21 protein-coding genes are annotated in these 26,419 nt (G+C 60.5%); 12 read left to right on the top strand and 9 right to left on the bottom strand.

Going from position 1 to position 26,419, the window contains the following annotated elements; genetic code table 11:
• Positions 1–8: 8 nt before the first annotated feature.
• Positions 9–1,217 carry an ammonium transporter gene (locus GFU70_RS08640; RefSeq protein WP_153387873.1) on the bottom strand — a complete coding sequence of 403 codons (1,209 nt, stop codon included), beginning with the start codon at positions 1,215–1,217 and terminating at the stop codon, positions 9–11.
• Positions 1,218–1,556: 339 nt separating this feature from the next.
• On the opposite strand from GFU70_RS08640, the gene GFU70_RS08635 reads away from it, so the two are divergent.
• The 7 genes from GFU70_RS08635 (at position 1,557) to GFU70_RS08605 (ending at position 11,857) form a co-directional block, all read left to right on the top strand.
• A complete protein-coding gene (locus GFU70_RS08635; protein WP_058545500.1) occupies positions 1,557–1,871 on the top strand; it encodes a DUF883 family protein in 315 nt (104 codons plus the stop codon).
• Positions 1,872–1,873: 2 nt separating this feature from the next.
• Positions 1,874–2,263, top strand: coding sequence for a phage holin family protein (locus GFU70_RS08630; RefSeq protein WP_116642869.1), 390 nt, complete (start codon positions 1,874–1,876; stop codon positions 2,261–2,263).
• On the top strand, positions 2,260–2,595 hold the full coding sequence (locus GFU70_RS08625; RefSeq protein ID WP_058545502.1) for a hypothetical protein: 336 nt from the start codon (positions 2,260–2,262) through the stop codon (positions 2,593–2,595). Before GFU70_RS08630 ends, GFU70_RS08625 begins: the two co-directional genes overlap by 4 nt.
• Positions 2,596–2,801: 206 nt before the next feature.
• Complete coding sequence (locus GFU70_RS08620; RefSeq protein ID WP_153387872.1) at positions 2,802–4,130, top strand: deoxyguanosinetriphosphate triphosphohydrolase; 1,329 nt, start codon at positions 2,802–2,804, stop codon at positions 4,128–4,130.
• A gap of 404 nt (positions 4,131–4,534) precedes the next feature.
• Positions 4,535–5,161 carry a response regulator transcription factor gene (locus tag GFU70_RS08615; protein ID WP_014337291.1) on the top strand — a complete coding sequence of 209 codons (627 nt, stop codon included), beginning with the start codon at positions 4,535–4,537 and terminating at the stop codon, positions 5,159–5,161.
• Between the two features lie 9 nt (positions 5,162–5,170).
• The gene (locus GFU70_RS08610; protein ID WP_116642882.1) at positions 5,171–8,791 is read left to right on the top strand and encodes a transporter substrate-binding domain-containing protein; all 3,621 of its coding nucleotides are present in this window, start codon (positions 5,171–5,173) and stop codon (positions 8,789–8,791) included.
• Between the two features lie 117 nt (positions 8,792–8,908).
• Complete coding sequence (locus GFU70_RS08605) at positions 8,909–11,857, top strand: HD domain-containing phosphohydrolase (protein ID WP_153387871.1); 2,949 nt, start codon at positions 8,909–8,911, stop codon at positions 11,855–11,857.
• Positions 11,858–12,021: 164 nt separating this feature from the next.
• Here the strand turns inward: GFU70_RS08605 and GFU70_RS08600 are convergent, their stop codons facing one another.
• Together GFU70_RS08600 and GFU70_RS08595 are read right to left on the bottom strand one after the other, a co-directional pair.
• Positions 12,022–12,504, bottom strand: coding sequence for a GAF domain-containing protein (locus tag GFU70_RS08600; protein ID WP_153387870.1), 483 nt, complete (start codon positions 12,502–12,504; stop codon positions 12,022–12,024).
• Positions 12,501–13,391 (bottom strand): ATP-binding protein, encoded by an 891-nt coding sequence (locus GFU70_RS08595; protein WP_116642883.1) that lies wholly within the window; start codon positions 13,389–13,391, stop codon positions 12,501–12,503. Before GFU70_RS08595 ends, GFU70_RS08600 begins: the two co-directional genes overlap by 4 nt.
• 163 nt (positions 13,392–13,554) lie before the next feature.
• Between GFU70_RS08595 and GFU70_RS08590 the strand changes: the two genes are divergently transcribed.
• Positions 13,555–15,876 carry a response regulator gene (locus GFU70_RS08590; protein ID WP_058543215.1) on the top strand — a complete coding sequence of 774 codons (2,322 nt, stop codon included), beginning with the start codon at positions 13,555–13,557 and terminating at the stop codon, positions 15,874–15,876.
• Here the strand turns inward: GFU70_RS08590 and GFU70_RS08585 are convergent.
• The 3 genes from GFU70_RS08585 to msrB form a co-directional block, all read right to left on the bottom strand.
• Positions 15,860–16,321, bottom strand: coding sequence for a MarR family winged helix-turn-helix transcriptional regulator (locus tag GFU70_RS08585; RefSeq protein ID WP_058543214.1), 462 nt, complete (start codon positions 16,319–16,321; stop codon positions 15,860–15,862). The genes GFU70_RS08590 and GFU70_RS08585 overlap by 17 nt on opposite strands.
• Positions 16,318–16,803, bottom strand: a complete 486-nt coding sequence (locus GFU70_RS08580; protein ID WP_153387869.1) for a glutathione peroxidase — start codon at positions 16,801–16,803, stop codon at positions 16,318–16,320. The genes GFU70_RS08585 and GFU70_RS08580 overlap by 4 nt, the downstream gene beginning before the upstream one ends.
• 185 nt (positions 16,804–16,988) lie before the next feature.
• Entirely contained in the window at positions 16,989–17,384 is a 396-nt protein-coding gene (gene msrB / locus GFU70_RS08575; RefSeq protein ID WP_058543213.1) for a peptide-methionine (R)-S-oxide reductase MsrB, read from the bottom strand.
• A 221-nt stretch (positions 17,385–17,605) separates the two neighbouring features.
• Here msrB and GFU70_RS08570 point away from each other — a divergent pair, with 221 nt between their 5' ends.
• Together GFU70_RS08570 and htpX are read left to right on the top strand one after the other, a co-directional pair.
• On the top strand, positions 17,606–18,817 hold the full coding sequence (locus tag GFU70_RS08570) for a pyridoxal phosphate-dependent aminotransferase (RefSeq protein ID WP_116642884.1): 1,212 nt from the start codon (positions 17,606–17,608) through the stop codon (positions 18,815–18,817).
• Between the two features lie 303 nt (positions 18,818–19,120).
• Positions 19,121–20,008, top strand: coding sequence for a protease HtpX (htpX, locus tag GFU70_RS08565; protein ID WP_058543211.1), 888 nt, complete (start codon positions 19,121–19,123; stop codon positions 20,006–20,008).
• 208 nt (positions 20,009–20,216) lie between these two features.
• Here htpX and GFU70_RS08560 read toward each other — a convergent pair whose 3' ends face one another.
• Positions 20,217–20,870: a thiopurine S-methyltransferase gene (locus GFU70_RS08560; RefSeq protein ID WP_153387868.1), complete on the bottom strand. Its 654-nt coding sequence runs from the start codon at positions 20,868–20,870 to the stop codon at positions 20,217–20,219.
• Positions 20,871–20,974: 104 nt separating this feature from the next.
• Here GFU70_RS08560 and GFU70_RS08555 point away from each other — a divergent pair, with 104 nt between their 5' ends.
• Entirely contained in the window at positions 20,975–21,742 is a 768-nt protein-coding gene (locus GFU70_RS08555) for a DODA-type extradiol aromatic ring-opening family dioxygenase (protein ID WP_058543210.1), read from the top strand.
• A 184-nt stretch (positions 21,743–21,926) separates the two neighbouring features.
• Here GFU70_RS08555 and GFU70_RS08550 read toward each other — a convergent pair whose 3' ends face one another.
• Positions 21,927–23,600: a DEAD/DEAH box helicase gene (locus GFU70_RS08550; protein WP_014337279.1), complete on the bottom strand. Its 1,674-nt coding sequence runs from the start codon at positions 23,598–23,600 to the stop codon at positions 21,927–21,929.
• A gap of 487 nt (positions 23,601–24,087) precedes the next feature.
• Entirely contained in the window at positions 24,088–24,843 is a 756-nt protein-coding gene (locus GFU70_RS08545) for a spermidine synthase (RefSeq protein WP_058543209.1), read from the bottom strand.
• Between the two features lie 142 nt (positions 24,844–24,985).
• Here GFU70_RS08545 and GFU70_RS08540 point away from each other — a divergent pair, with 142 nt between their 5' ends.
• Positions 24,986–26,332 carry a class II 3-deoxy-7-phosphoheptulonate synthase gene (locus tag GFU70_RS08540; protein WP_058543208.1) on the top strand — a complete coding sequence of 449 codons (1,347 nt, stop codon included), beginning with the start codon at positions 24,986–24,988 and terminating at the stop codon, positions 26,330–26,332.
• Positions 26,333–26,419: the final 87 nt, after the last annotated feature.

The raw sequence follows: 26,419 nt of genomic DNA, 5'->3' as shown, positions 1-26,419 counted from the left end.
TGCGACGCTCAGTCCTGGCTGACCGCGCCGATCTTGTGAATCGACAGGTCGGCGCCGTAATACTCTTCTTCCTGGGTCAGGCGCAGCCCCAGCACGGCCTTGATCACGCCATAGACCGCAAACCCGCCGGCCAGGGCGACGACAACGCCCAGCGCCGTGCCGATCAACTGGCTGATCAGGCTGACCCCACCCAGGCCGCCCAAGGCATTCTGCCCAAAGATGCCACAGGCAACGCCGCCCCAGACCCCGCACAGCCCGTGCAACGGCCAGACGCCGAGCACATCGTCGATCTTCCACTTGCCCTGGGCCGCCGTGAAGCACCAGACAAACAAGGCACCAGCAATGGCACCGGTGGCCAGGGCACCGACCGGGTGCATCAGGTCGGAACCGGCACAGACCGCCACCAACCCGGCCAGCGGGCCGTTATGCAGGAAGCCCGGGTCATTGCGTCCGACAATCAATGCCGCCACGGTACCGCCCACCATGGCCATCAACGAATTGACCGCTACCAGGCCGCTCACCCTGGGCAAGGTCTGGGCACTCATCACGTTGAAGCCGAACCAGCCGACAATCAGGATCCACGAACCCAGGGCCAGGAACGGAATGCTCGAGGGCGCGAACGCCACCAGGCGTCCGTCCCGGTAGCGGCCGTTACGCGGGCCGAGCAAGAGTACGGCAGCCAGCGCCAGCCAGCCGCCCATGGCATGCACCACCACGGAGCCGGCGAAGTCATGGAAACTGGCGCCAAATTGGGCTTGCAACCAGGCCTGCAGGCCAAAATTACCGTTCCAGACCACGCCTTCGAAAAATGGATAGACAAACGCCACGATCAGCACCGTGGCGCACAACTGCGGTGCGAACCGCGCACGTTCGGCAATACCACCGGAAATGATGGCCGGGATCGCGGCGGCAAAGGTCAGCAGGAAGAAGAACTTCACCAGGCTGTATCCGTGATCGGCGCTGAGCACCGCCGCCGGTTGCAGAAAGGTCACACCGTAGGCAATCCAATAGCCTATAAAGAAATAGGCCAGGGTCGAGACAGCAAAATCGCTGAGGATTTTCGACAGCGCATTGACCTGATTCTTTTGCCGGACCGTTCCCACTTCAAGAAACGCAAAGCCGGCATGCATGGCCAGGACCATGACTGCGCCGAGCAGGATGAACAGCGTGTTGGAGCTGTGGACCAGACTGTCCACGGCACTTTGCATATTTTCCATGGTATTGGCAGACCTGAAAAAGTTGAAAAAAGCACCAAACCGGTTCGCTTGCCTCGCGAACGCACCAAGTTGAAACGACTCATTGGCCGGACACAGGCCGATGAACCGCTTTGGTGCGCAAGAACGGTCAAAACGAAATCCCGCTTGGAGGTGCTTCGCGGTTTTTAATTATTTGGGTCAAGGTTTTTCGGGCTTTCGCCCAGCTTCAGCGCACTGGCGCAAGCTGATGCACCAGTACATGGCAAAATCCTGAGCAAAAGTTGTACCAGTCACTTGTACTGAACCTTCCAGCAAGGCTCATACTCGAACGTCTCAGACGTCACTTACGGAGATCCACCGATGGCCAGAACCCAGGCAAAGACAGCTCAAGAGATCCTGATCGAAGACTTCCAGACGCTGGTCAGCGACACGGAACGCTTGCTCGATCACACCGCGACGCTGGCAGGCGACCAGGCCGATGCACTGCGCAGCCAGATTCACGAAACCCTCCTGCGCGCCCGCGAAACGCTCAAGCTGACGGAAGATTCCATGCGCGAACGTGGCCAGGCTGCGGTGGTCGCCACCGAGGAATATGTACAGGCCAACCCTTGGCAATCCGTGGGCATTGCCGCCGGCGTTGGTTTTCTGATTGGTCTGCTGGCGACACGGCGCTGATGATGGGTATCAATGAATCCGGCTCGTCCGAAGAGGGCACGCAACCTACTGCACGCCGCCTGGGCGCGGCGTTTCTTGGTTTGCTGCATAGCCACGTCGAATTGTTCGGCATGGAGTTGCAGGAACAGAAGGCACGTACCGTCAGCCTCCTGCTGTTCGCAGGCCTTGCGCTGGTGTTCGGCTTGCTGCTGTTGGTCGGGCTTTCGGCACTGGTACTGATCCTGGTATGGGACAGCTATCGTCTGGCGGGCATCATCGGCCTGTGCCTGTTCTATCTGCTGGCGGCGCTGTTCTGCGGCCTTCGGCTCAAGGCAGCGATCTACGACGAGTCCTCCCCTTTCAACGCCACCCTCGAAGAACTGGCCAACGACCGGGAGCGCCTGCTGCCATGAGCCTGCCTGATATCCCTCAAGCCCGAACCCGACAGGAAATGCGCAAGGCGCTGGTGCGCCTGCGCATGGAAATGCACCGCCAGGAAATTCGTCAGGAAACGCGCCAGTTGCTGCAGCCCTTGCAACGGGTGCGCGGCTTGACGCAAAGCTGGCACGAAGGCTTCGGCATCAAGCACGCGCCACTGTGGGGCGTGGCGGCGGTGTCGCTGCTCGGTTTCCTCACCGGCAAACGGACCCGCACGGGTGGCGGCGGTGGCTTGACTGGCCTGATCCGCCTGGCAACGACATTGCTACCATTGATCAAGTTGGCCAACAGCGTGCGCAAACCTTGAGAGCCTGCCCCCCGCGGGCCTGCATCGCAGTAGCTGTGTAGGAGCTGTGTAGGAGCTGTCGAGTGCAACGAGACTGCGATCTTGTCCCAACCAATTGAATCGTGAGCGAAAGAAAAGATCGCAATCTCCTACCTCCATAAGCCTTGCAGGGCAACCCACGAACCGGGAAGCTAGGGCATCGACATCATCAAACGGAGCAACCAGCCTTGGATTGGCACACCCTGCTGACTCGCGAACGCCTCGGAAAACCGCTGCACAGTCCGCAAGAGCTGGGCCGCAGTCCGTTCCACAAGGACCACGACCGGATCATCTTTTCCGGCGCCTTCCGCCGCCTCGGACGCAAGACACAAGTGCATCCGGTTTCCAGCAACGACCACATCCATACGCGCCTGACCCATTCGCTGGAAGTCAGCTGCGTCGGGCGTTCCTTGGGTATGCGCGTGGGAGAAACCATCCGCAACGCCCTGCCTGACTGGTGTGAACCAAGCGACCTGGGCATGGTGGTGCAATCGGCCTGCCTGGCCCACGACATTGGCAACCCGCCGTTCGGTCACTCGGGCGAGGATGCTATCCGCTATTGGTTCCAGCAGGCCGCCGGCCGAGGTTGGCTTGATGCAATGAGCGAAGCCGAGCGCAACGACTTCCTCAATTTCGAAGGCAACGCCCAAGGATTCCGCGTCCTCACCCAGCTTGAATACCATCAGTTCGACGGCGGGACGCGGCTGACCTATGCCACCCTCGGCACCTATCTGAAATACCCCTGGACCGCCCGCCACGCGGACTCGCTGGGCTACAAGAAGCACAAGTTCGGTTGCTACCAGAGCGAACTGCCGCTGTTGGAGCAGATCGCCCACAAGCTCGGTTTGCCACAGATCGAGGATCAACGCTGGGCCAGGCATCCCTTGGTGTACCTGATGGAAGCCGCCGATGACATCTGCTACGCACTGATCGACCTGGAAGATGGCGTGGAGATGGATCTCCTGGAATACCCCCAGGTGGAGTCGCTGCTCCTGGACCTGGTGGGCGACGATCTTCCGGACACTTACCGGCAGTTGGGGCCGCTGGACTCGCGACGGCGCAAACTGGCGATCCTGCGCGGCAAGGCCATCGAACACCTGACCAACGCCGCCGCCCAGGCGTTTGTTGAACAGCAGGAAGCATTGCTTGCCGGCACATTGCCCGGGGATCTGGTGGAGCATATGCACGGCCCGGCAAAACGCTGTGTGTTGAATGCCAAGGACATGGCGCGCCGGAAAATTTTCCAGGACAAGCGCAAGACCTTGCATGAAATCGGTGCCTACACCACCCTGGAAATCCTGCTCAACGGTTTTTGCGGAGCCGCCCTCGAACAGCACGGTGGCCGCACGCCTTCGTTCAAGAATCGCCGCATTCTCGACTTGCTGGGGAACAACGCGCCGGATCCCAACGGTCCTTTGCATGGCGCTTTCCTGCGAATGATTGACTTCATCGCCGGGATGACTGACAGCTACGCCAGCGAAATGGCCCAGGAGATGACCGGCCGCACGCGCCAATGAGCGATGTGGGATCTGCCAGGCAAAAACCTGTGCGGGCTTGCTCGCGAAAGCGGCGGGTCAGGCTGCGGCGATGTTGAAGAAGCTGCGCCTTCGCGAACAAGCCCGCTCCCACAAGGTTCAGCGTGCAAGTTTCCCACCGTGAAACTTGCACGCAATATTGAACAACACACCGACCCACTTGTTTGCATAAACATCCACCGCAAGAAATATCCTTTCACAAACGGTCAGCAATCCTCCCGTCCTATTTCATCCGCCTACTAAAAACCCGATTACATCGTAATATCTTGCCTCTTTTTTTGTAGGAAACTTCTGAAATTGAAGTTGCATGCCTGTCTCTTCGTACGGCCCTGGTTGCAAGTGGGCTAAGGTGCGCGCTTTATTCAAGTTCGCAGGGTAATTTATTCATGAACTCCGTTTTCATTGTCGACGATCATCCGGTTATCCGCCTTGCCGTTCGCATGCTTCTGGAACATGAGGGGTACAAGGTCGTAGGAGAAACTGACAACGGCGTCGATGCGATGCAAATGGTGCGCGAATGCATGCCAGACCTGGTTATCCTGGACATCAGCATTCCCAAACTCGACGGCCTGGAAATCCTCTCGCGTTTCAACGCCATGACCACTCCGCTCAAGACGCTGGTGCTCACGGCCCAGTCGCCGACGCTTTTCGGCATTCGATGCATGCAGTCCGGGGCCTCTGGTTACGTGTGTAAACAGGAAGACCTCAGCGAACTTGTCAGCGCAATCAAAGCGGTATTGTCCGGCTATAACTATTTTCCCAGCCAGGCGTTGAATCCGGTACGCCCGGATGACCCACGCAGTATCGAGCTGGACCTTTTCAAAAGTGTCAATGATCGGGAACTGATGGTGCTGCAACTTTTTGCCCAAGGCCGTACCAACAAGGAAATAGCCAAGGGGATGTTTCTAAGCAACAAGACCGTCAGTACTTATAAGAAACGGCTGATGCAGAAACTCAAGGTCAAGTCGCTGGTCGAGCTGATTGAAATGGCGAAGCGCAACGCGCTGGTGTGAGAAAAAAGGATGCTCAGACGCATAATCGAATGTCTGCTGCTGATCAGCGCAGCGTTATATACAGGAGTGCTCACGGCAGCAGCGGATGCGCCCGAGCGATATACGCTGCTGGGCCGTTCGTCCGTTGCCCATACCGAGGTCAAGCTGGATGGCGTTCACCGCGCCTGGCTACAGGATCGGCAGGCGCTGGTCCTGGGAACTTCCGCCCCGGATTACCCGCCCTTCGATCTCTCCACCAGCGGACGCGACTACGAAGGCCTGACTGCCGATTATGCCAACATCATCGCCAAGGCCACGGGGCTGCCCATAACAGTGCTGCGCTTCGGTTCCCGCGAGGCTGCCATCGCCGCACTCAAGGATGGGCAAATCGATATGCTTGGCACCGCCAACGGTTTCGAAGCCCGCAACCCCGACATTGTGCTGTCGACGCCCTATGCAGTGGACCAACCCGTTCTCGTCACCCGAACGAATGAAAGCCGATCCCTGACTGACGATCTCGAGGGGCTGCGGCTGAGCATGGTCTACCACTACCTGCCGCTACGGGAAATTGAAAAACTCTACCCCAAGGCACTCATCACCACCTACCCGTCCTACCAGAATGCCATCAACGCCGTGGCCTTCGGCCAGGCCGACGTATTTCTCGGCGATACCCTTTCCACCCACTACATGATCAACAAGGGCTATTTGAGCAATATCCGCATGGCCAACTTTGGCAAACACGAATCCCATGGGTTCGGTTTCGCCGTACGACGTAGCGATACCCGCCTGTTGGAAGTCATCAACGCTACGCTGAACCAGGTCTCCATTGCTGAGCAAGCCGCCATCTCCAAACGCTGGAGTGCAGGCAGCGACTTGTACCTCACGGACCACAGGATACAACTGACCGACCGTGAGCAACGCTGGCTGGCGAGGCATCCGGTGGTCCGGGTGGTGGTGAACGAAACCTCCGCGCCGTTCACCTTCTTCGATGCGGACGGTGATTTTCGCGGCATAAGTGCCGACCTGCTGGAACTGATCCGGCTGCGCACCGGCCTGCGCCTGGACATCCAGCGCCGTCAGAACGATAGCGAAATGATTACTGCGGTCCTGAACGATCAAGCCGACATGATCGCCGCACTTTTGCCCAGCAGTGAACGACAACTCCAGTTGAAGTTCAGCCGCCCCTACATCGACAGCTCGTTCGTCCTGCTGACCCGCAAACAGTCCGACACGCCCACGACACTCGATCAGTTCGGCCACGCCAGCCTGGCAATCGCCAAAGGCAACCCGGTCATTGAATGGCTACGCAGCCAGTACCCGGACATTAGAATCATCGAAACGGACGGCCCCTTGCTCGCCGTGGAAATGCTCGCCCACGGTCAAGTCGACGGCAGCGTCAACTCACAGGTGATGGCCAACTATTTCATCTCTTCCTATGCGTGGCGCGACAGGTTGCAAATCAGCAGCACGGTGGGCACCCAACAGGCCATGTTCGCGCTGGCCACGGCAAAAAACGCCACCGAGTTGAACGCCATCCTCGACAAAGCCCTGACCAGCATCGACCCCGACGAGCTGGGGGTGATCAACAACCGCTGGCGCGGTTACGTCTCACCCTCGGAACACACCTGGCGCACTTATAACCGCCTGTTCCTCCAGATCGTCGCGGGCGTTGGCCTGTTGCTGCTGTTTTCCCTGGCGTGGAACGCCTACATGCAGCGCCAGATCAGGCAACGTCAACGGGCAGAACTGGCCCTCAATGATCAGCTCGAATTCATGCATTCACTGGTCAACGGCACCCCCCACCCCATCTACGTGAGGGATCGCAACGGCATCCTGCAAAGCTGCAACGACAGTTACCTGCAAGCGTTCGGCGTAAAACACGAGGACGTCATTGGCAAGAACCTGATGCCAGGTTCCATGAGCAACGCCTTCGAAGCGCAGGAGTACCAGGCAGATTACCAACGTGTCATGGCCGAAGGCACCGCCCTGATCATGGATCGCCCCCTGCACATCGGGGGCAGGAAGCTGACGATCTATCACTGGATCCTGCCCTACCGAAACTCCGCTGCCGAAGTGCAAGGCATCATCGGCGGCTGGATCGACATCAGTGAACGGCGCCAGCTGTTCGAGGAACTGCGCGCGTCCAAGCAACAGGCCGATGACGCAAACCGCGCCAAAAGCACGTTCCTGGCAACCATGAGCCATGAAATCCGTACGCCCATGAACGCGGTGATCGGCATGCTGGAGCTGGCCCTGAAACATGCTGACAAAGGCCACGTGGACCGCTCGACCATTGAAGTCGCGTACGAGTCGGCCTCCGGTATGCTCGAACTGATTGGCGACATCCTGGACATCGCCCGCATCGAATCCGGCCATCTGAGCCTGGCCCCCGAACGAGTCGATCTCAGGGCCCTGTTGCAATCGGTCATACGGGTATTCGAGGGCGTGGCCCGGCAGAAAAACCTGGCGTTGTCCTTGCAGTTCGATGATGCCGAGGGCAGCCCTGACGTGTTGATGGACCCGTTGCGATTCAAACAGGTGCTGTCGAACCTGATCAGCAATGCCCTCAAATTTACCGAGCAGGGTCAGGTCGTGATCAAGGTCCGGCTGTCTCCAGCCGACCGGGACCACGTCCTGCAAATGCACCTGGAGGTCAACGACAGCGGCATCGGTATTGGCCCTGCGGACCTGCAACGTTTGTTCGAGCCTTTTGCCCAGGTCGATAACACCAGCCGGGTGGCCCGCAACGGCGCGGGGTTGGGGCTGGTGATCAGTCGCAACCTGTGCCAAGCGATGGGCGGCAGCCTGCACATGAGCAGCCAACCTGGCGTCGGCACCCAGGTCCAGGTCCGCCTGCAACTGACCGTCCTGTCGACAGCGCCGGTCAGCCCCTCACCTGAACCGGTCATCGAAACGGCCCAGTCCACCCTGAACGTCCTGATCGTGGACGATCATCCCGCCAACCGCCTGTTGATGTCGCAGCAATTGGAATACCTGGGCCATCATTACCAGGTCGCCCACGATGGTGCCCACGGGCTCGAGGTCTGGCAAAAAAACCACTTCGATCTGGTCATCGCCGATTGCAACATGCCCATCATGAGCGGCTACGAACTGGCCCGCTCGATTCGTCGCGACGAGTCCGAGCAGCAACGGCCACCCTGTACCCTCCTGGGGTTTACCGCCAATGCACAACCGGAGGAAAAACAACGCTGCCAGGACGCTGGGATGGATGACTGCCTGTTCAAGCCCATCAGCCTGAGCGCCTTGAGCCAATGGATCAAGACCGTCAAACCCACCGGCCGCCCGGCGGTTTTCAGCGTCCAAAGCCTGCAGGCGTTGACCGGCGGCGACCCTTCGTCCAACCGGCGCCTGCTGGCTGAATTACTCAGCAGCAGCCGCTCGGACCGCCAGGAGTTGCTCGACGTTGCCCACGGCGCAAACCGGCAAGCGCTGAGCGAAATGGCGCACAAGATAAAAGGCGTCGCCCGCATCGTCCAGGCGACCGCGCTGATCCAGCGGTGCGAGGCGTTGGAGCACGCTTGTCACCAGCCGCAGACACCTGAGCGAATCAAAGATTGCATCGACGCTCTCGACCGCGCCATGCGCGAACTGGAGCGGGCCCTCGAAACGGAGATCGCCAAGGCAAAATAATCCAGCGTTTACTATGCTATTCGCTCAGCAGTGCGTACCTGGGAGGGTTCTCGAGCGGTTTTCCCTGCACGCGGCAACACCCATCGAGAACGCCCCCTGACACTTGGAGTGACTGCAATGCCCAGCGCACCGCGTCCGGAAAAACGCCGGTTTCCCCTGCACGTCCACATCAGCGTGATGTTTACCCTGCTTCTGTTGCTGACCGGGGTGGTGCTGGGGATTTTCAATTACCGGCAAACCACGCAGATCATCCTGTCCAGCAGTGAAAAACTGTTCAATCGTATTGAACAGGATGTGCGCCTGGATCTATACGACACCTACGAACCCATCCGCCACCTGTTGAGCCTGCTGGCCGACTATCCAGCGACGCGCACGCCCCGGATGGCGCAACGCCTGGCCCTGCTCGTGCCCTTCAGCCAGGCACTGCGGGACAACCCGAACCTGGCGTCGTTGTACCTGGGCGATCATCACGGCAACTTCCTGATGGTCCGGCCATTGCGCACCGCAGCCCTGAAAGCCGCCCTGCAAGCACCGACCGAGGCGGCCTATCAGGTCTGGACGGTTGAGCGGGCCACCGAGCAAGGCCCGGTTCATTCCCAATCGCTGTTCTACGACGAGACGCTGACGCTCATCGGGCGCCGGGACATTGCCGACGAGACCTACGATCCGCGCAGCCGCAGCTGGTTTCGCAGCGCCGCCGACAGCACCGAACAGATCACCACCGAGCCCTACGTTTTTTTCTCCACCCATAACGTCGGCACCACCCTCGCCCGACGCAGTGGCGAGCAGGCTGTCATCGGCGCCGACCTGACCCTGGCGGCCCTGTCCCAGACCCTGGCCAAGCACAAGGTGACCACCGGCACCGAAATCGTCCTGCTCGATCCCACGGGCAACGCAGTGGGCTATCCCGACAGCAGCCGGCTGCTCGCCGACGCCCAGTCGGCACGCCTGATCAAGGCCCGCGACCTCAGCCCGGCCATCGCCGCCGCGCTCGACGACAACACCGACACCACGCGCCTGGAAGCGGCTGGACGCCAGTGGATCGTTTCTCGCAGCCACATGCAGGAAGGCGGGCCCCAGGGCCTGGAACTGGCGTTGCTGGTCCCTGAAGATGAGCTGCTGGACAATGCCTATCGCATGCGCTGGCAAGGCGCGCTCATCACCCTCGCCACCCTGCTTCTGTGCCTGCCCCTGGGTTGGCTGACGTCCCGGATCCTGGTCAAGCCTTTGCGCGAACTGGTGCAGGAGGCCGATGCCATTCGCAGCTTTGACTTCAACTACCCGGTGTCCCGTCGCTCCCCGGTACTGGAGGTCGACCAGTTGAGCGTATCGATGGCGCGCATGAAAGAGACCTTGGCGAGTTTCTTTGAAATCACCGCCAGCCTGCGCGCCGAAACCCGCTTCGCCCCGTTGCTGGAGCGGGTGTTATTTGAAACCGTGAAGATCGGCCAGGCCCAGGCCGGCCTGATCTACCTGCGCGAGAACGACGACAATCGGGTCAAGCCGTATGGGCTGGTAATCGATGGGACGCCCAGGGACCTCGACGCCTTCAAGCTGCGCACTCATGAGCTCCAGACTGGCGACAGCCCGCAATGGCTCCAGCAACTGGCCACCTCGGACAACCTCGTGGCCTCCCTGGGCTTCGAGCAGGCTGGCGATCTGCAGGGCGTCCTGCAGGCACTGGACTCGCCGCGGGTCCACTTGATCGGTATTCGCCTGCGCAATCGCCACCAGGAAACCGTCGGCGTACTGGTCCTGCTGATCACCGACAGCGGCACCGAAGCGGATCTGGAAAAACTGCAGCCCGACCGCATCGCCTTCCTGCAGGCCGTGTCCGGTGTCGCCGCCGTGAGCATCGAGGGCCAGCGTCTGCAAGCCAGGCAAAAGCAGTTGCTGGACGCCTTCATCCAATTGCTGGCCGGCGCGATCGATGCCAAGAGCCCCTACACCGGCGGCCATTGCCAGCGGGTGCCGGTCCTGACCCTGATGCTCGCCCAGGCCGCCGCTGCCAGCCAGGCACCGGCATTCGACGCCTATCGGCCAACGGAGGATGAATGGGAAGCCCTGCACATCGCCGCCTGGCTGCACGATTGCGGCAAGGTCACCACCCCCGAATACGTGGTCGATAAAGCCACCAAATTGGAAACCCTGAACGACCGGATCCATGAGATACGTACCCGCTTCGAGGTGCTCAAGCGCGACGCCTGGGTCGATTACTGGCAGGCCGTGGCCAGCGGCGGCGAGCCGTCATCCCTGGCGCAGCGGCGCGACGCGACACTGACGGCCCTGGATGACGACTTTGCTTTCGTCGCCCGCTGCAACCTGGGCTCCGAAGCCATGGCCGAGGCCGATCTGCAACGCCTGCAACAGATCGCCCAACGCCCGTGGACCCGGACCCTCGATGATCGTCTGGGGGTTTCCTGGGAAGAGAACCGTCGCCAGGGTCGCACGCCCAAACCGACCCTACCGGTCACTGAACCGCTGTTGGCAGACAAGCCCGAGCACCTGCTCGAGCGCCACGATGCCGAACTGATCCCGGCGGACAACCCGTGGGGCTTCCAGCTCGATGTACCGGCCTGGAAATACAATCGCGGCGAGCTTTACAACCTGAGCATCCCCCGGGGCACGCTGACCCGCGAGGAGCGTTACGTCATCAACCATCACATGGTGCAGACGATCCTGATGCTCAGCCAGTTGCCTTTCCCCAGTCACCTGGACAACGTCGCGGAGATCGCCGGTGGTCATCACGAGAAGATGGACGGCAGTGGTTATCCCAAGCGCCTCAAACGCGAAGAGATGAGCCTGCCGGCGCGCATGATGGCCATTGCCGACATCTTCGAAGCGCTGACAGCAGCCGACCGCCCCTACAAGAAAGCGAAGAAACTGAGCGAGGCCCTGGGCATCATGGCCACCATGTGCCGTGACGCCCATATCGATCCCGAGCTGTTCGCGCTGTTCATCGATGAAAAGATCTACCTGAGCTACGCCAATCAGTTCCTCGACCCGCACCAGATCGATGAAGTCGATCCCCACAGCCTGCTGGTCAAGGCAGGGCTGAAAGCATGACAACTATCCCTGTAGACGCTGCTGTAGGAGCTGCTGTAGGAGCTGCCGAGCGAAGCGAGGCTGCGATCTTTCCACTGCCGATTGAATCTCAAGCGAAAAATCAAATTGAATCTCAAGCGAAAGATCAAAAGATCGCAGGCTTCGCCAGCTCCTACAGGACGCTGTCAGCAATCCGTCAGGCGCAGGAATACCGCGGCCAACTGCTCGATGCCGGCTTGATCATGTTCGGTAAAACGCGCCAGTTTCGGACTGTCCAGGTCGAGCACGCCGATCAGGCGCCCATCCTTGACCAGCGGCACCACCAGCTCGCTGTTCGACGCGCTGTCGCAGGCGATGTGCCCGGCGAAGGCATGGACGTCTTCGACGCGCTGGGTCTGCCGAGTCGCGGCCGCCGTACCGCATACGCCGCGGCCAAAGGGGATCCGCACGCAGGCGATCTGGCCCTGGAACGGTCCCAGGACCAGCTCTTCGTTGCGATTGAGGTAGAAGCCGGCCCAGTTCAGGTCGTCCAATTGACTGGACAGCAAAGCCGAGAACTGCGCGGCGTTGGCGATGAAGTCACGCTCATCGGCCAGCAAGGATTCCAGCTGTGCCGATAACAACGCGTAGCCGTCAAGGCCGACTCCGCTGCCATTCAAATCGATCATGCCTTGTGCTCCAACAATTTAAGGCCTACCCAATAACGGGCAAACTGATAGGCGCAACGTCCGTTGCGGTTGCCGCGGCCGGTTGCCCAGCGTACCGCCAGCACATCCAGCGCTTCGTCGCGCAGCCAGGCCAACCCGGCCTTGGCCGCCAGTTCGCCGATCCAATGTTCCACCACGTTGAGGAAATGCTCCTGGGTAAACGGATAAAACGACAGCCACAGGCCAAATCGGTCGGACAAGGCGATCTTGTCCTCTACCGCTTCGCTGGGGTGAAGTTCGCCGTCGACTCGTTTCCAATTCTCGTTGTCGCTTTCCTTTTCCGGCACCAAGTGACGACGGTTGGAAGTGGCATACAGCAGCACGTTGTCCGGCGCCTGCTCCAGCGATCCATCCAACACGCTCTTGAGCACGCGGTAATCGCCTTCGCCGGATTCGAACGACAAGTCATCGCAGAACAACACGAAGCGCTGGGGCAGTTTCGCAACCTGCTCGACCACCCGGGGCAGATCGGCCAGGTGATCGCGTTCGATCTCGATCAAGCGCAGGCCATGCGGGGCATGTTCAGCCAACAGGGCGCGTACCAGGGACGACTTGCCGGTACCACGCGAGCCCCAGAGCAAGGCATGGTTGGCGGGCATGCCATCGATGAATTGCCGGGTGTTGCGGCCCAGTTGTTCGACCTGGCGGTCCACGCCGATCAGGTCCGACAGGCGCATGTCGAGGCTGACCTGCAGCGGCAGCAGGTAGCCGCTACGGCCGTCACGCTGCCAGCGGGCGGCCAGGGTCTGGGTCCAATCGATGGCGGGCCGTGGCGCCGGCAGCAAAGGCTCGATCCGGGCCAGCACGGCATCGGCACGCTCAAGAAAAGCATTCAATCGCGAGTCCACGTCTTCTCCTCGGACAGGTTCACAGTAATGATGGCGCTACAGCAACGAAACGCCGTATCCAATGGCGGGTCTACTTCACACAATACACACCGGCTACACCGGACTTCAGAGATGATCAGCTATGCTTGACCGGCGAAGGGAAACGTAAGTGGTTCATCACTCAATGGACATCAGATTCACCCAACGGCTTTCCTACAAGCAGGCCCGCCTGACCGTCCTGGTGGGCTTTGTGTTGGGCACTTTGCTCAGCCTGATGCAGATCGGCATCGATTATGCCAGCGAAGACGCATCGATCAACCGTGAAATCCTCTCGCTGCTGGAAATCAGCCACAACCCGGCCTCGCGCATCGCCTACAACATCGACGCCGAACTCGCCCAGGAGCTGTCCATGGGCCTGTTGCGCTCACCGGCCATCATTGGGGCCGAGTTGATCGACAACAACAATATCGTGCTGGCCAGCGTCAAGCGGCCAGAGCTGCAAAGCAGCTACCGGTTCATCAGCGACTTCCTGTTCGGTGCCCAGCGTCAGTTCGAGGACCGGCTCTATCTGGACCACCTGCCCGCCGAGTCCCTGGGCATATTGCGACTGGACGTCGACACCTATGCGTTCGGCAGTCGTTTTTTGCGCCGTGCCGAGGTCACCTTGCTCAACGGCTTCGCCCGCAGCCTGATCCTCACCGGCCTGCTGCTGGCACTGTTCTACGTGATGCTGACCAAGCCCCTGGTGCGGGTCATTCGCGAACTGAGCAGCCGCGATCCGAGCAGCGGCGAACAGAGCCGCCTGGAATGCCCCAGCGGCCACCAGTCCGATGAAATCGGCGTACTGGTGTCCGTCGCCAACCAACAATTCGAAAATATCTCCACCGAAATCCAGCAGCGGCGCACGGCCGAAAATCGCCTCACCGAATACCTGGCGCAACTGGAGAACATCGTCTCGGCACGCACCGCCGAACTCAAGGCCATCAATGCCCGCCTCAGCCAGTCCAACGAGGAACTGGAAGTGGCCCGACGCACGGCCCTGGACATGGCCGAGGCCCGCTCTGCGTTCCTCGCCAACATGAGCCACGAGATCCGCACACCGCTCAACGGCCTGCTGGGCATGATCGCCCTGTCCCTGGACGGCCCCCTGACGGCCGAACAACAGCAGCAGCTATCGATTGCCCATGACTCGGGCAAGGTATTGGTCGAACTGCTCAACGACATTCTCGACCTGTCGAAATTCGACGCCGGTCAACTGGAGCTCGAACGCATCCCGTTCGACCTCGGCTCCCTGGTGGAGGATACCGCCAACCTGCTTTCCCAGAATGCGGCCCCCAGCGTTGAACTGGCCTGCCTGATCGACCCGCAGTTTCCGGCGCAGGTACTCGGCGACCCGACCCGGGTGCGCCAGATCGTCAGTAACCTGTTGTCCAACGCATTGAAGTTCACGCGCTTCGGCCGGGTTGACGTGAAGTTGAGCCATTACGAAGGCGGCGTGCGCATCGAGGTCTGCGACACAGGCATCGGCATTCCCCAGGAAGCCCAGGCAAGAATCCTGCAACCGTTCACCCAGGCCGGCGCCGGGATTACCCGCCAGTTTGGCGGCACCGGGCTGGGCCTGGCACTGACTTACAACCTCTGCGAAGCCATGCAGGGCCGGTTGACCATCAGCTCCGAAGCCGGCTTTGGCAGTCAGTTCTGTGCCGACCTGCCCCTGCCCTGCCATCTCCCGGCAACGCCGGTCGAACCGTTGCGCGGCAACGTCGTCGCCATCACCGCCAGCAGCAGCGGCCTGGCCGAGTTGCTCGGCATGCTGTTGCCGGGGTGGGGACTGGATTATGTGCAGCGCTCCATCGATGACGGGTTGCTGGGCCTCAAGCCTGACGTGCTGATCACGGACTGCCCGGAATGCCTGTTCAACCTGCGGCCGACCTTTGATGCGCCGATCCTGCTGGTGACCGCCTATGGCAGTTTCATGCCCAGCGAAGAAGCCGCCGCCCTCGCTCCGCTGATACAACAGGCCCGACCGCTGGCACGCCATGCGCTGTACCAGATTCTGCGGCGCGCCATGCAAAGCGAGGCCACCACCATCAATGACGCACAGATCGAAACCCTGACGCCAGCCAGGCGTGGACGGGTGCTGCTGGTGGAGGACAATCCGGTCAACCAACTGGTGGCCAAGGGCATGCTGGTGAAGCTGGGCTGCGAAGTCAGCGTCGCCGCCCACGGCGTCGAAGCGCTGGATCAACTGGAACAGCGAGTGTTCGACCTGGTGTTGATGGACTGCAACATGCCGGTGATGGACGGTTACGAAGCCAGCCGGCAGATCCGCCGCAGCGGGCGCTGGTCGGACCTGCCGATCGTTGCCCTGACGGCCAACGCGATGCCTGAAGAACGCGAGCGCTGCCGCGCGGCCGGCATGAACGATTACCTGTCCAAGCCGTTCCGCCGCGAAGAACTGGCAGCCGTGCTGGACCAGTGGGTGCCGACTACGTCAGCGCTTTGATCTGGCCCAGCAGGTGATCGAGGCCGTCTCGCAACGCGCCCAGGCGGTCCAGGTCGATACCACTGTCACACAACAGGCGAGCCTTGAGCGGGCCAACCTGCTCACGCAAGGCTCGCCCGGCAGCCGTTAGGCTCAAGTGCATCTCTCGCTCGTCCCGGGCCGAACGCTGGCGCTGGACCAGGTCCAGTTGCTCCAGGCGCTTGAGCAGCGGCGTCAGCGTGCCGGAATCCAGCAACAAACGCTCCCCCAGGGCCTTGACCGTCGGCTGTGGCGGGGCCGTGTCCTGCCATTCCCACAACACCAGCATCGCCAGGTATTGCGGATAGGTCAGGCCAAGTTGATCGAGCATTGGCTTGTAGCCACGGATCACTGCACGCGAAGCAGCGTACAGCTTGAAGCACAACTGGCTGTCGAGCTTCAGCGAATCGACTGACAGGTCATTCATTTGAGCAGTGCTTCGATCTCACCGGTCAGGTCCTGGGGCTTGGTGGTCGGGGCAAAACGCTTGACCACCTGACCATCCTTGCCGATCAGGAACTTGGTGAAGTTCCACTTGATGCCTTTGGACCCCAGCACGCCGGGCGCCCGCTGCTTAAGCTGGACGAACAGCGGATGGGCGTTGGCGCCGTTGACCTCGATTTTCTTGAACAGCGGAAAACTCACGCCGAAGTTCAGCTCGCAGAATTCGGTGATCGCCCCCTCGTTGCCCGGCTCCTGCTTGCCGAACTGATTGCAGGGAAAGCCCAACACCACCAGGCCCTGGTCCTTGTAGGTCTGCCACAGCGCCTCAAGCCCCTTGTACTGCGGGGTGAACCCGCACTGGCTGGCCGTGTTGACCACCAGCACGGCCTTGCCGGAAAAATCGGCGAGAGTCTTTTGCTCACCCTTGATGGTGGTGCACGGGATGCTCAGCAGGTTGTCGCTCATGGCAAGGCTCCGAAAAGTTATAGGACAGGCGGGTTAAGATAGTGAGCAATTAAATTGCATGCAATTTAATTATCCGAATTACCCACTCCGCAGACTGTGGGAGCAAGGCTTGCCCGCGATAAAGGCGATACGGTCGTTCAGAAATCGAGACACCCTGTTTCGCGAACAAGCTTTGCTCCACCGAATTATTCTCGGGGGACCAGATCCAGGCACACCGAGTTGATGCAGTACCGCAAACCCGTGGGCGGTGGGCCGTCGGGGAAGACGTGGCCCAGGTGGGCGTCGCATTTGGCGCAGACCACCTCGGTGCGAATCATGCCGTGGCTGACGTCCCGCACCTCCACCACCGCGCTGCCCTCGATCGGCGCGTAGAAACTCGGCCAGCCACAACCGGAATCGAATTTGGTCTTGGAATCGAACAACGGCTCGTTGCAGCAGATGCAGTGGTACACACCGTCGGTCTTGGTGGCGTTGTATTTACCGGAGAATGGCCGCTCGGTGCCCTTGAGCCGACAAACGTTGTACTGCTCCGGGTCAAGCATCGAGCGCCATTGTTCAAGGGTTTTTTCCAACTTTTCCATCGTCCTACCTCGGCAATTGAAAAAGCCCGATCCGACGCTTTTCCGCAGATCGGGCGGCACGTATGATTGCGCCTCGTCAGGCGCCAGTCTGGCAGTCACGTCATGCGCATTCAAACGGATTGTGGCGCCTTATACCGCGTCAGGCCTGGGCACAGACGCAGGATTCCCAGTACGGTAGTTCATACGCCGCCTGGATCGTTCATTTTCGGGAACACATCGCCATGCAGGTCAGCAAATCGAACAAGCTCGCCAACGTCTGCTACGACATTCGCGGCCCGGTGCTCAAGCACGCCAAACGCCTGGAAGAGGAAGGCCATCGCATCCTCAAGCTGAACATCGGCAACCCGGCCCCCTTTGGTTTCGAAGCGCCCGATGAAATCCTCCAGGACGTCATCCGCAACCTGCCGACCGCCCAGGGCTACAGCGACTCCAAGGGCCTGTTCAGTGCCCGCAAGGCCGTGATGCAGTACTACCAGCAGAAACAGGTCGAAGGCGTCGGCATCGAGGACATCTACCTGGGTAACGGCGTGTCCGAACTGATCGTGATGTCGATGCAGGCCCTGCTCAACAACGGCGATGAAGTGCTGGTACCGGCGCCGGACTATCCGCTGTGGACCGCTGCCGTGAGCCTGTCCGGTGGCAACCCGGTGCATTACCTGTGCGACGAACAGGCCAACTGGTTCCCTGACCTGGCGGACATCAAGGCCAAGATCACGCCCAATACCAAGGCGCTGGTGATCATCAACCCGAACAACCCGACTGGCGCCGTATACTCCAGGGAAGTGCTGCTGGGCATGTTGGAACTGGCCCGCCAGCACAACCTGGTGGTGTTCTCCGACGAGATCTACGACAAGATCCTCTACGATGACGCCGTGCACATCTGCACTGCATCCCTGGCACCGGACCTGCTGTGCCTGACCTTCAACGGCCTGTCAAAATCCTATCGGGTAGCGGGTTTCCGCTCAGGCTGGGTCGTCATTTCCGGCCCCAAGCATCACGCCCAGAGCTACATCGAGGGCATCGATATGCTGGCCAACATGCGCCTGTGTGCCAACGTGCCGAGCCAGCATGCGATCCAGACGGCGCTGGGCGGCTACCAGAGCATCAACGACCTGATCCTGCCCCAGGGCCGGCTGCTGGAACAGCGAAATCGCACCTGGGAACTGCTCAACGACATTCCCGGTGTCAGTTGCGTCAAGCCGATGGGCGCGCTGTACGCCTTCCCGCGGATCGACCCGAAGGTCTGCCCGATCCACAACGATGAAAAATTCGTCCTCGACCTGCTGCTGTCCGAGAAGCTGCTGGTGGTCCAGGGCACGGCGTTCAACTGGCCGTGGCCGGATCACTTCCGCGTCGTGACCCTGCCGCGGGTCGATGACCTCGACCAGGCCATCGGCCGGATCGGCAACTTCCTCAAGTCCTACCGTCAATAAACCAGACAGCGTGCGAGGAGTCCTCGCCTCGCACGCTGTTTGATTCAGCAACATATCCGTTCTGTCGACTCCACAAGGCCTTCTACACTAGGGCGCTGGACAGCCGACAAGCACCTCGGCTCAACGTTCACGGGGGGCAAACGCCGTATTTCTTTTCCCTAGTCACTTTCAGAAAAGTCTTTCAAACATTTAGGACGCTTGTAGGACACAGTTTGAAATAGTCGGTGAGTTGAATAGCCTGCGGCAGCACCTTATATACCCCGCATAACGCTACATCTTTAGCATGAGGAGATTTTCACAACCATGATGCGCATCCTGCTGTTCTTGGCCACCAACCTGGCGGTCGTGCTGATTGCCAGCATCACCCTGAGCCTCTTCGGCTTCAACGGGTTCATGGCGGCCAATGGGGTTGACCTCAACCTCAATCAGCTGCTGATTTTCTGTGCGGTGTTCGGTTTCGCCGGTTCCCTGTTCTCGCTGTTCATCTCCAAGTGGATGGCGAAGATGAGCACCAGCACCCAGATCATCAGCCAGCCGCGCACTCGCCACGAACAATGGCTGCTGCAAACCGTCGAGCAATTGTCCCGCGAAGCCGGTATCAAGATGCCGGAAGTCGGTATCTTCCCAGCCTACGAAGCCAACGCCTTCGCCACCGGCTGGAACAAGAACGACGCACTGGTCGCCGTCAGCCAGGGTTTGCTCGAGCGGTTCTCGCCAGATGAAGTCAAGGCCGTGCTGGCCCACGAGATCGGCCACGTCGCCAACGGCGACATGGTGACCCTGGCACTGATCCAGGGCGTGGTGAACACCTTCGTGATGTTCTTCGCCCGCATCATCGGCAACTTCGTCGACAAGGTGATCTTCAAGAACGAAGAAGGCCAGGGCATCGCCTACTACGTGGCGACCATCTTCGCCGAGCTGGTACTGGGCATCCTCGCCAGCGCCATCGTCATGTGGTTCTCGCGCAAACGCGAGTTCCGCGCCGACGACGCCGGTGCACGCCTGGCCGGCACCAGCGCCATGATCGGTGCCCTGCAACGCCTGCGCGCCGAGCAAGGCCTGCCAGTGCACATGCCCGACACCCTGAGTGCCTTTGGCATCAACGGTGGCATCAAGCAGGGCCTGGCGCGCATGTTCATGAGCCACCCGCCGCTGGAAGAGCGTATCGACGCACTGCGTCGTCGGGGCTGATCGTTAGCCTCAAGAGAAAACCCGCAGAAATGCGTAATGCAGTTCAGCTTGGAAAAACGGCGCTTCTTTCAGAAATGGGAAGCGCCGTTTTTTTGCGGTATCTACTTGTTTTGGTGTGTATATCCGTTGCTGCAGCAACGGATATACCCCCCCCCAGAGTCATTGTTCACAGCAGATCAACTGTGGGCACGAGCATAAACACACAACATCAACGCCAGGAAATCCGATACACCCGCTCATCCAACCTCGTCACCCCCGCCTGCAAGAACTTCCAGCTTTCCCCCAGCACATCCTCTTCCTGCAACACCTCCAACTGCCAGGCACCTCCCAGCAGCCGCCGCACCTCATCATCCCCGACAGAGAACGGCGGGCCAGGCATTTCATCCTGGTTGTAATCCAGGGTAATCAACAATCCGGTGCCATTGGGCAAGATCTTCTGCAGATGGGCCGCGTACCGCTCGCGCATCGGCACGGGCAAGGCGATCAACGCGGCACGGTCGTACAGTGCCGCGCAATCAGCCACATCCTCGCGTTCCAAGGCAAAGAAGTCACCGCATCGGATTTCGATATCACCGGACCGAAATACCTTGAACGCGCCCTCTTCACTGATGCTCGGCTCAAGCTGATGCTCAAGGAAAAAATCAGTGGCGGCTTTTTCCGACAACTCCACGCCCAGCACCGAATAGCCCTGATGGGCAAGCCACAGCAGATCCAGGCTTTTCCCACACAACGGCACCAGCACCCGACTGCCTTGGGCCAGCCCCAGTTGCGGCCAGAAACGTTGCAGGTAAGGGTTCACCTCCGGCAAGTGAAAACCGATCTGGTTCGATGACCAGCGCTTGTGCCAAAACTCGGGCTCCATGATTCACTCCAAAAAAATCGATCAAAACGGGTTAAAACTTATATTAGATTTAGATCATTGACCTAATGGAAGATGACCCCATCTTAACGCTCAGGAGCCCCTTCATGCTGCCCAGCCTGTTTATCTCCCATGGCTCACCGATGCTTGCCCTGGAACCCGGCGACAGCGGTCCGGCATTGGCTCGCCTGGCCGCTCAATTACCCAAGCCCAAGGCCATCGTCATCGTGTCCGCCCACTGGGAAAGCAACGAACTGTTGGTCAGCGCCAATCCGCAGCCACGCACGTGGCACGACTTCGGCGGCTTCCCACCGGCCCTGTATGAGGTGCAGTACCCCGCGCCTGGCGATCCTCAACTGGCGGCGCAAGTCGCAGCCATGCTCAACGCCGCGCACCTGCCGGCACGCCTGGACCCTCAACGGCCGTTCGACCATGGCGTCTGGGTACCATTGTCCTTGATGTACCCCGAGGCCGACATCCCGGTGGTGCAGGTTTCCCTGCCCAGCCGCCAGGGACCGGTGTTGCAGACACAGGTCGGCCAGGCCCTGGCGAACCTGCGCCAACAGGGCATCTTGCTGATCGGTTCTGGCAGTATCACCCATAACCTGCGCGACCTGGACTGGAACGCCGGCCCCGACAGCATTGAGCCCTGGGCCAAGGCCTTTCGCGATTGGATGGTTGGGACGCTGGCGGCCGACGACGAGAACGCACTGCATGATTACCGTCGCCAGGCGCCGAACGCCGTGCGCAGCCACCCCAGCGATGAGCACTTGCTGCCGCTGTATTTTGCCCGGGGTGCCGGTGGGAAATTCAGTGCTGTCCACCAAGGGTTCACGATGGGCGCTCTGGGGATGGACATTTATCGGTTTGACTGACCGATAGACCGAGTCGCTCCATTCGCGAGCAAGCCCGCTCCCACAGGAAACGCAGATCGAATGTGTGGGCTTGCTGGCGAACGGGACAACGCCAATCAACCTGAAGGAACACCAAACGACAGGCAAAAAAATCCCCGAACCAGTCGGGGATTTTTTATGTTCGATCAATCAGCCCTAGAGCGGATCAATCTTCGCGATAGCGACGCAGTTTGAGCTGCTTGCCGGCGACACGAGTGTCCTTCAGTTTGGTCAGCAACTTCTCCAGACCATCTTCCGGCAGCTCTACCAGGCTGAAGCTGTCACGCACCTGGATGCGGCCGATCGCTTCGCGGGCCAGGCCGCCTTCGTTGAGGATGGCACCCAGCAGGTTCTTGGCAGCGATGCCGTCACGGGCACCCAGCGCGGTACGGCAGCGAGCACGACCTTCGGCCAGCGGGATCGGAGCACGACGCTCGCGGTCACCACGATCCGGACGATCACCGGTGCGCTCAGGACGATCGCCACGCGGTGCGTTGTTCGGCACCAGGGGACGTTCTTTCTCGATTGCAGCCAGGTTCAGCGCTTGGCCATTGGTGGCCTTGCGCAGCAGTGCGGCGGCCAGGGCGCGTGGGGTGCAACCGATGTCGGCGGTCAGGCGATCGAGCAGATCACCGTGGGTCGATTCGGCGTCAGCCACCAGTGGCGACAGGCTGTTGGTCAGTTTCTTGATGCGGGCATCGAGAACGGCCTGGGCGTCCGGCAGGCGAACTTCAGCAACCTTCTGGCCAGTTACACGCTCGATCACTTGCAGCATGCGACGCTCACGCGGGGTGACCAGCAGCAGCGCACGGCCTTCGCGACCGGCACGGCCGGTACGGCCGATACGGTGAACGTAGGATTCCGGATCGTACGGCATGTCCACGTTGAATACGTGGGTGATGCGCGGAACGTCCAGGCCACGGGCAGCGACGTCGGTCGCCACAACGATGTCCAGGCGGCCATCCTTGAGGGAGTCGATCACGCGCTCACGCTGGTTCTGGGCAATGTCACCGTTCAGCGCAGCGGCTTTGTAGCCTTTGGCTTCCAGGGCGCTGGCCAGGTCCAGGGTCGCTTGCTTGGTGCGCACGAACATGATCAGGGCGTCGAAGTCTTCCACTTCCAGCAAGCTGAGAACGGCAGACGTCTTCTGGTCAGCGTGAACCAGCAGGTGAGCCTGTTCGATCGCGGTGACGGTCTGGGTCTTGGTCTGGATCTTCACGTGTTGCGGATCGCGCAGGTGGCGCTCGGCAATGGCACGGATCGATTGCGGCAGGGTGGCCGAGAACAATACAGTCTGGCGGGTGGCTGGCAGGGCCTTGAAGATGACTTCCAGGTCATCCATGAAACCCAGCTTGAGCATTTCGTCGGCTTCGTCGAGAACCAGGTGGTTCACGGTGGCCAGGACTTTTTCGTCACGACGCAGGTGATCGCACAGACGACCCGGAGTGGCGACAACGATCTGCGCGCCATTACGGATGGCTTTCAGCTGCGGGCCCATCGGGGCGCCGCCATAAACGGCCACGACGGTAACGCCAGGCATCTGCTTGGAATAGGTTTCGAAAGCGGTTGCTACTTGCAGCGCCAACTCACGAGTTGGCGCCAGGATCAGGGCTTGCGGTTCGCGCTTGGCAGGATCGATGCGATGCAGGATCGGCAGGGCGAACGCGGCGGTTTTACCCGTACCGGTTTGCGCCTGACCAATCATGTCGTGGCCGGCCATGATGATCGGGATCGATTGCTGCTGAATCGCCGAAGGTTCTTCGTAGCCGGTCGCAGTGACGGCAGCAAGAATGTTCGGGTTGAGATTAAAAGCGGCGAAGCCGCCGGTTTCCTGGGTCATGGGTCTGCCTCTAAGTGCATCCGCAAAGACCCATGCTCCAAAGCTGCGCATGCCGTGTTGAGACTCAAGAGTCGCCCTGGCTGCTTTGTCGGCGGGGATTTGCGAAAACGAATGAATGAAAAAGAACGTCGTGGAAGATCCGTTGTGCGGACATGCAACCGAAGCTGACTTCGGAGAATTGCGCTACCTTGACGCGGCCCGGCTAAAGGCCGGCGCGCACTATACCGGAATTCGCCCGAAAAGGGAGCTTTTTTTATTGCCGAACCCCGTTATGGGGCTCTTTTTCAGAGGCCCCGGGGTTAACGGTACAACCGTTTGTTTTGCACAGGCACGGCGTTGCGGGGGTGGGGTGCTAAAACGGTTCATCTTCACCTGTGGAAGCAAAGCTTGCTCGCGATGCAGGCACCGCGATTTGCGCAGGTATTGAGTTGTGTCCATCGCGAGCAAGCTTTGCTCCCACAGCGGGTGGTCACACCTTGGACGGGTGTCAGGTCGCCGGGCGGATCGCCTTGATCAACGACTGCAACGAATAACCCAGCCGCGGCGCCAGTCCTTCGGCCCTGGCGACCAGCCCTTGCATATCCAGTTCCTGATCCAGGTCCGCCGGCACGATCAGGATCACATTGCCCTCCTTCACCGGTAGCTCCCAATAATGCCGGTGGTACAAGCCGCGCAACAGCGCCGCACCCAATGGCTTGCCGTCATCGGTAGCCCACTGGTTGATCACCAGCCAACCACCCGGGTTCAGACGCTTCTGGCAGTTTTCCAGGAAGCCCCACGCCAAGTGACCGACGCCGGGACCTACATCGGTATAGAGGTCGACGAAAATCAAGTCCGCCGGCTCGGCGCTTTCAAGCAGTTCCAGTGCATCGCCGATACGGATATACAATCGCGGATCGTCATCCAACCCCAGGTATTCGATGGCCAGGCGCGGCACGTCGGGGCGCAATTCGATGGCCTCGACATCTTCCAACGGCAGGAACTTGAGGCAGGCCTGGGTCAAGGTACCGGCGCCCAGCCCCAGAAACAGTGCACTTTCCGGCTGCTCGTGACACAACGCGCCGATGAGCATGGCGCGGGTATAGTCATATTCGAGCCAGCTCGGATCGGCTGTGAACACGCAACTCTGCTCGATGGCATCGCCAAACTCGAGAAACCGGTAATCGGCCACTTCGAATACGCGAATCATGCCGAACTCGTCGTGCACCTCGGCGAGCAAATGCTCGACGCGTTCCTCTGTCATTTCATCTCCTGATGGTGGCCGTGCCGGCTTGAGCCTGCGTATACGGGACAAAGGCGCGATTGTCCGCGAAGCAACCGGAGCAGGTCACGCACTAATTTGCTGATAACATGGCCGTCCAAGCGTAAATCACCTAGAGATCATGATGAGCCAACCCTGGAGCCCTGACAGCTGGCGCGCCCTGCCGATCCAGCAACAACCCTGCTACCCCGACGCCGCGCACCTGTTGCAGGTGGAGCAGACCCTGGCCAGCTATCCGCCACTGGTGTTTGCCGGTGAAGCCCGGGAGTTGCGCCGTCAGTTCGCCGAGGTGACCCAGGGCCGGGCGTTCCTGCTGCAAGGCGGCGACTGCGCCGAAAGCTTTGCCGAGTTCTCGGCGGCCAAGATCCGCGACACCTTCAAGGTGCTCTTGCAGATGGCGATCGTCATGACCTTTGCCGCCGGCTGCCCTGTGGTCAAGGTCGGGCGCATGGCCGGGCAGTTCGCCAAGCCGCGTTCGGCGAACGACGAAACCATCGACGGCGTGACCCTGCCGGCCTATCGCGGCGACATCGTCAACGGTATCGGTTTCGATGAAAAAAGCCGCGTACCGGACCCGGAGCGGTTGCTGCAGTCCTACCACCAATCCACTGCCACCTTGAACCTGCTGCGCGCCTTCGCCCAGGGCGGGTTCGCCGACCTGCACCAGGTGCACAAGTGGAACCTGGATTTCATCGCCAATTCGGCCCTGGCCGAAAAGTACAGCCACCTGGCCGACCGCATCGACGAAACCCTGGCATTCATGCGCGCCTGCGGCATGGACAGCTCGCCGCAACTGCGCGAAACCAGCTTTTTCACCGCCCACGAAGCGCTGCTGCTCAATTACGAAGAAGCCTTCGTGCGTCGTGACAGCCTGACCAACGACTATTACGACTGCTCGGCCCACATGCTGTGGATCGGCGACCGCACCCGTCAGTTGGACGGCGCCCATGTGGAATTCTTGCGTGGGGTGCACAACCCGATCGGGGTCAAGGTCGGTCCGAGCATGGACCCGGACGACCTGATCCGCCTGATCGACGTGCTCAACCCGCAGAACGACCCCGGCCGGTTGAACCTGATCGCCCGGATGGGCGCCAACAAGGTCGGCGAACACTTGCCGCCGCTGTTGCGCGCCGTGCAGCGTGAAGGCAAGCAAGTGCTATGGAGCTGCGACCCCATGCACGGCAATACCATCAAAGCCAGCAGCGGCTACAAGACCCGGGACTTTGCGCAGATCCTCGGTGAAGTGAAGCAGTTCTTCCAGGTCCACGCAGCCGAAGGCACCTATGCCGGCGGGATTCACATCGAAATGACCGGGCAAAACGTCACCGAATGCATCGGCGGCGCACGCCCGATTACCGAGGACGGACTATCGGACCGCTACCACACCCACTGCGACCCGCGGATGAATGCCGATCAGTCACTGGAGCTGGCTTTCCTGATTGCAGAGACGTTGAAGCAGGTTCGGCGGTGAGCCAGTAAGGCATTTGTCGCCTGCTGGATTGCTATCGCGAGCAAGCTCGCTCCCACAGGGGAACCTGGGTGACCACAAGTCATGTGC

The sequence above is a fragment of the Pseudomonas brassicacearum genome (assembly GCF_009601685.2).
Classification (GTDB): Bacteria; Pseudomonadota; Gammaproteobacteria; order Pseudomonadales; family Pseudomonadaceae; genus Aquipseudomonas; species Aquipseudomonas kilonensis_B.
Note: the sequence above shows the minus strand (reverse complement) of the source record. Positions and strands in the feature narration are given on the sequence as shown.

What these genes read in the sequence shown, in the direction of transcription:
- GFU70_RS08640 (WP_153387873.1), bottom strand. Translation starts at nt 1,217, where the DNA reads ATGGAAAATATGCAAAGTGCCGTGGACAGTCTGGTCCACAGCTCCAAC.
- GFU70_RS08635 (WP_058545500.1), top strand. Translation starts at nt 1,557, where the DNA reads ATGGCCAGAACCCAGGCAAAGACAGCTCAAGAGATCCTGATCGAAGAC.
- GFU70_RS08630 (WP_116642869.1), top strand. Translation starts at nt 1,874, where the DNA reads ATGGGTATCAATGAATCCGGCTCGTCCGAAGAGGGCACGCAACCTACT.
- GFU70_RS08625 (WP_058545502.1), top strand. Translation starts at nt 2,260, where the DNA reads ATGAGCCTGCCTGATATCCCTCAAGCCCGAACCCGACAGGAAATGCGC.
- GFU70_RS08615 (WP_014337291.1), top strand. Translation starts at nt 4,535, where the DNA reads ATGAACTCCGTTTTCATTGTCGACGATCATCCGGTTATCCGCCTTGCC.
- GFU70_RS08610 (WP_116642882.1), top strand. Translation starts at nt 5,171, where the DNA reads ATGCTCAGACGCATAATCGAATGTCTGCTGCTGATCAGCGCAGCGTTA.
- GFU70_RS08605 (WP_153387871.1), top strand. Translation starts at nt 8,909, where the DNA reads ATGCCCAGCGCACCGCGTCCGGAAAAACGCCGGTTTCCCCTGCACGTC.
- GFU70_RS08600 (WP_153387870.1), bottom strand. Translation starts at nt 12,504, where the DNA reads ATGATCGATTTGAATGGCAGCGGAGTCGGCCTTGACGGCTACGCGTTG.
- GFU70_RS08590 (WP_058543215.1), top strand. Translation starts at nt 13,555, where the DNA reads ATGGACATCAGATTCACCCAACGGCTTTCCTACAAGCAGGCCCGCCTG.
- GFU70_RS08585 (WP_058543214.1), bottom strand. Translation starts at nt 16,321, where the DNA reads ATGAATGACCTGTCAGTCGATTCGCTGAAGCTCGACAGCCAGTTGTGC.
- GFU70_RS08580 (WP_153387869.1), bottom strand. Translation starts at nt 16,803, where the DNA reads ATGAGCGACAACCTGCTGAGCATCCCGTGCACCACCATCAAGGGTGAG.
- msrB (WP_058543213.1), bottom strand. Translation starts at nt 17,384, where the DNA reads ATGGAAAAGTTGGAAAAAACCCTTGAACAATGGCGCTCGATGCTTGAC.
- GFU70_RS08570 (WP_116642884.1), top strand. Translation starts at nt 17,606, where the DNA reads ATGCAGGTCAGCAAATCGAACAAGCTCGCCAACGTCTGCTACGACATT.
- htpX (WP_058543211.1), top strand. Translation starts at nt 19,121, where the DNA reads ATGATGCGCATCCTGCTGTTCTTGGCCACCAACCTGGCGGTCGTGCTG.
- GFU70_RS08560 (WP_153387868.1), bottom strand. Translation starts at nt 20,870, where the DNA reads ATGGAGCCCGAGTTTTGGCACAAGCGCTGGTCATCGAACCAGATCGGT.
- GFU70_RS08555 (WP_058543210.1), top strand. Translation starts at nt 20,975, where the DNA reads ATGCTGCCCAGCCTGTTTATCTCCCATGGCTCACCGATGCTTGCCCTG.
- GFU70_RS08550 (WP_014337279.1), bottom strand. Translation starts at nt 23,600, where the DNA reads ATGACCCAGGAAACCGGCGGCTTCGCCGCTTTTAATCTCAACCCGAAC.
- GFU70_RS08545 (WP_058543209.1), bottom strand. Translation starts at nt 24,843, where the DNA reads ATGACAGAGGAACGCGTCGAGCATTTGCTCGCCGAGGTGCACGACGAG.
- GFU70_RS08540 (WP_058543208.1), top strand. Translation starts at nt 24,986, where the DNA reads ATGAGCCAACCCTGGAGCCCTGACAGCTGGCGCGCCCTGCCGATCCAG.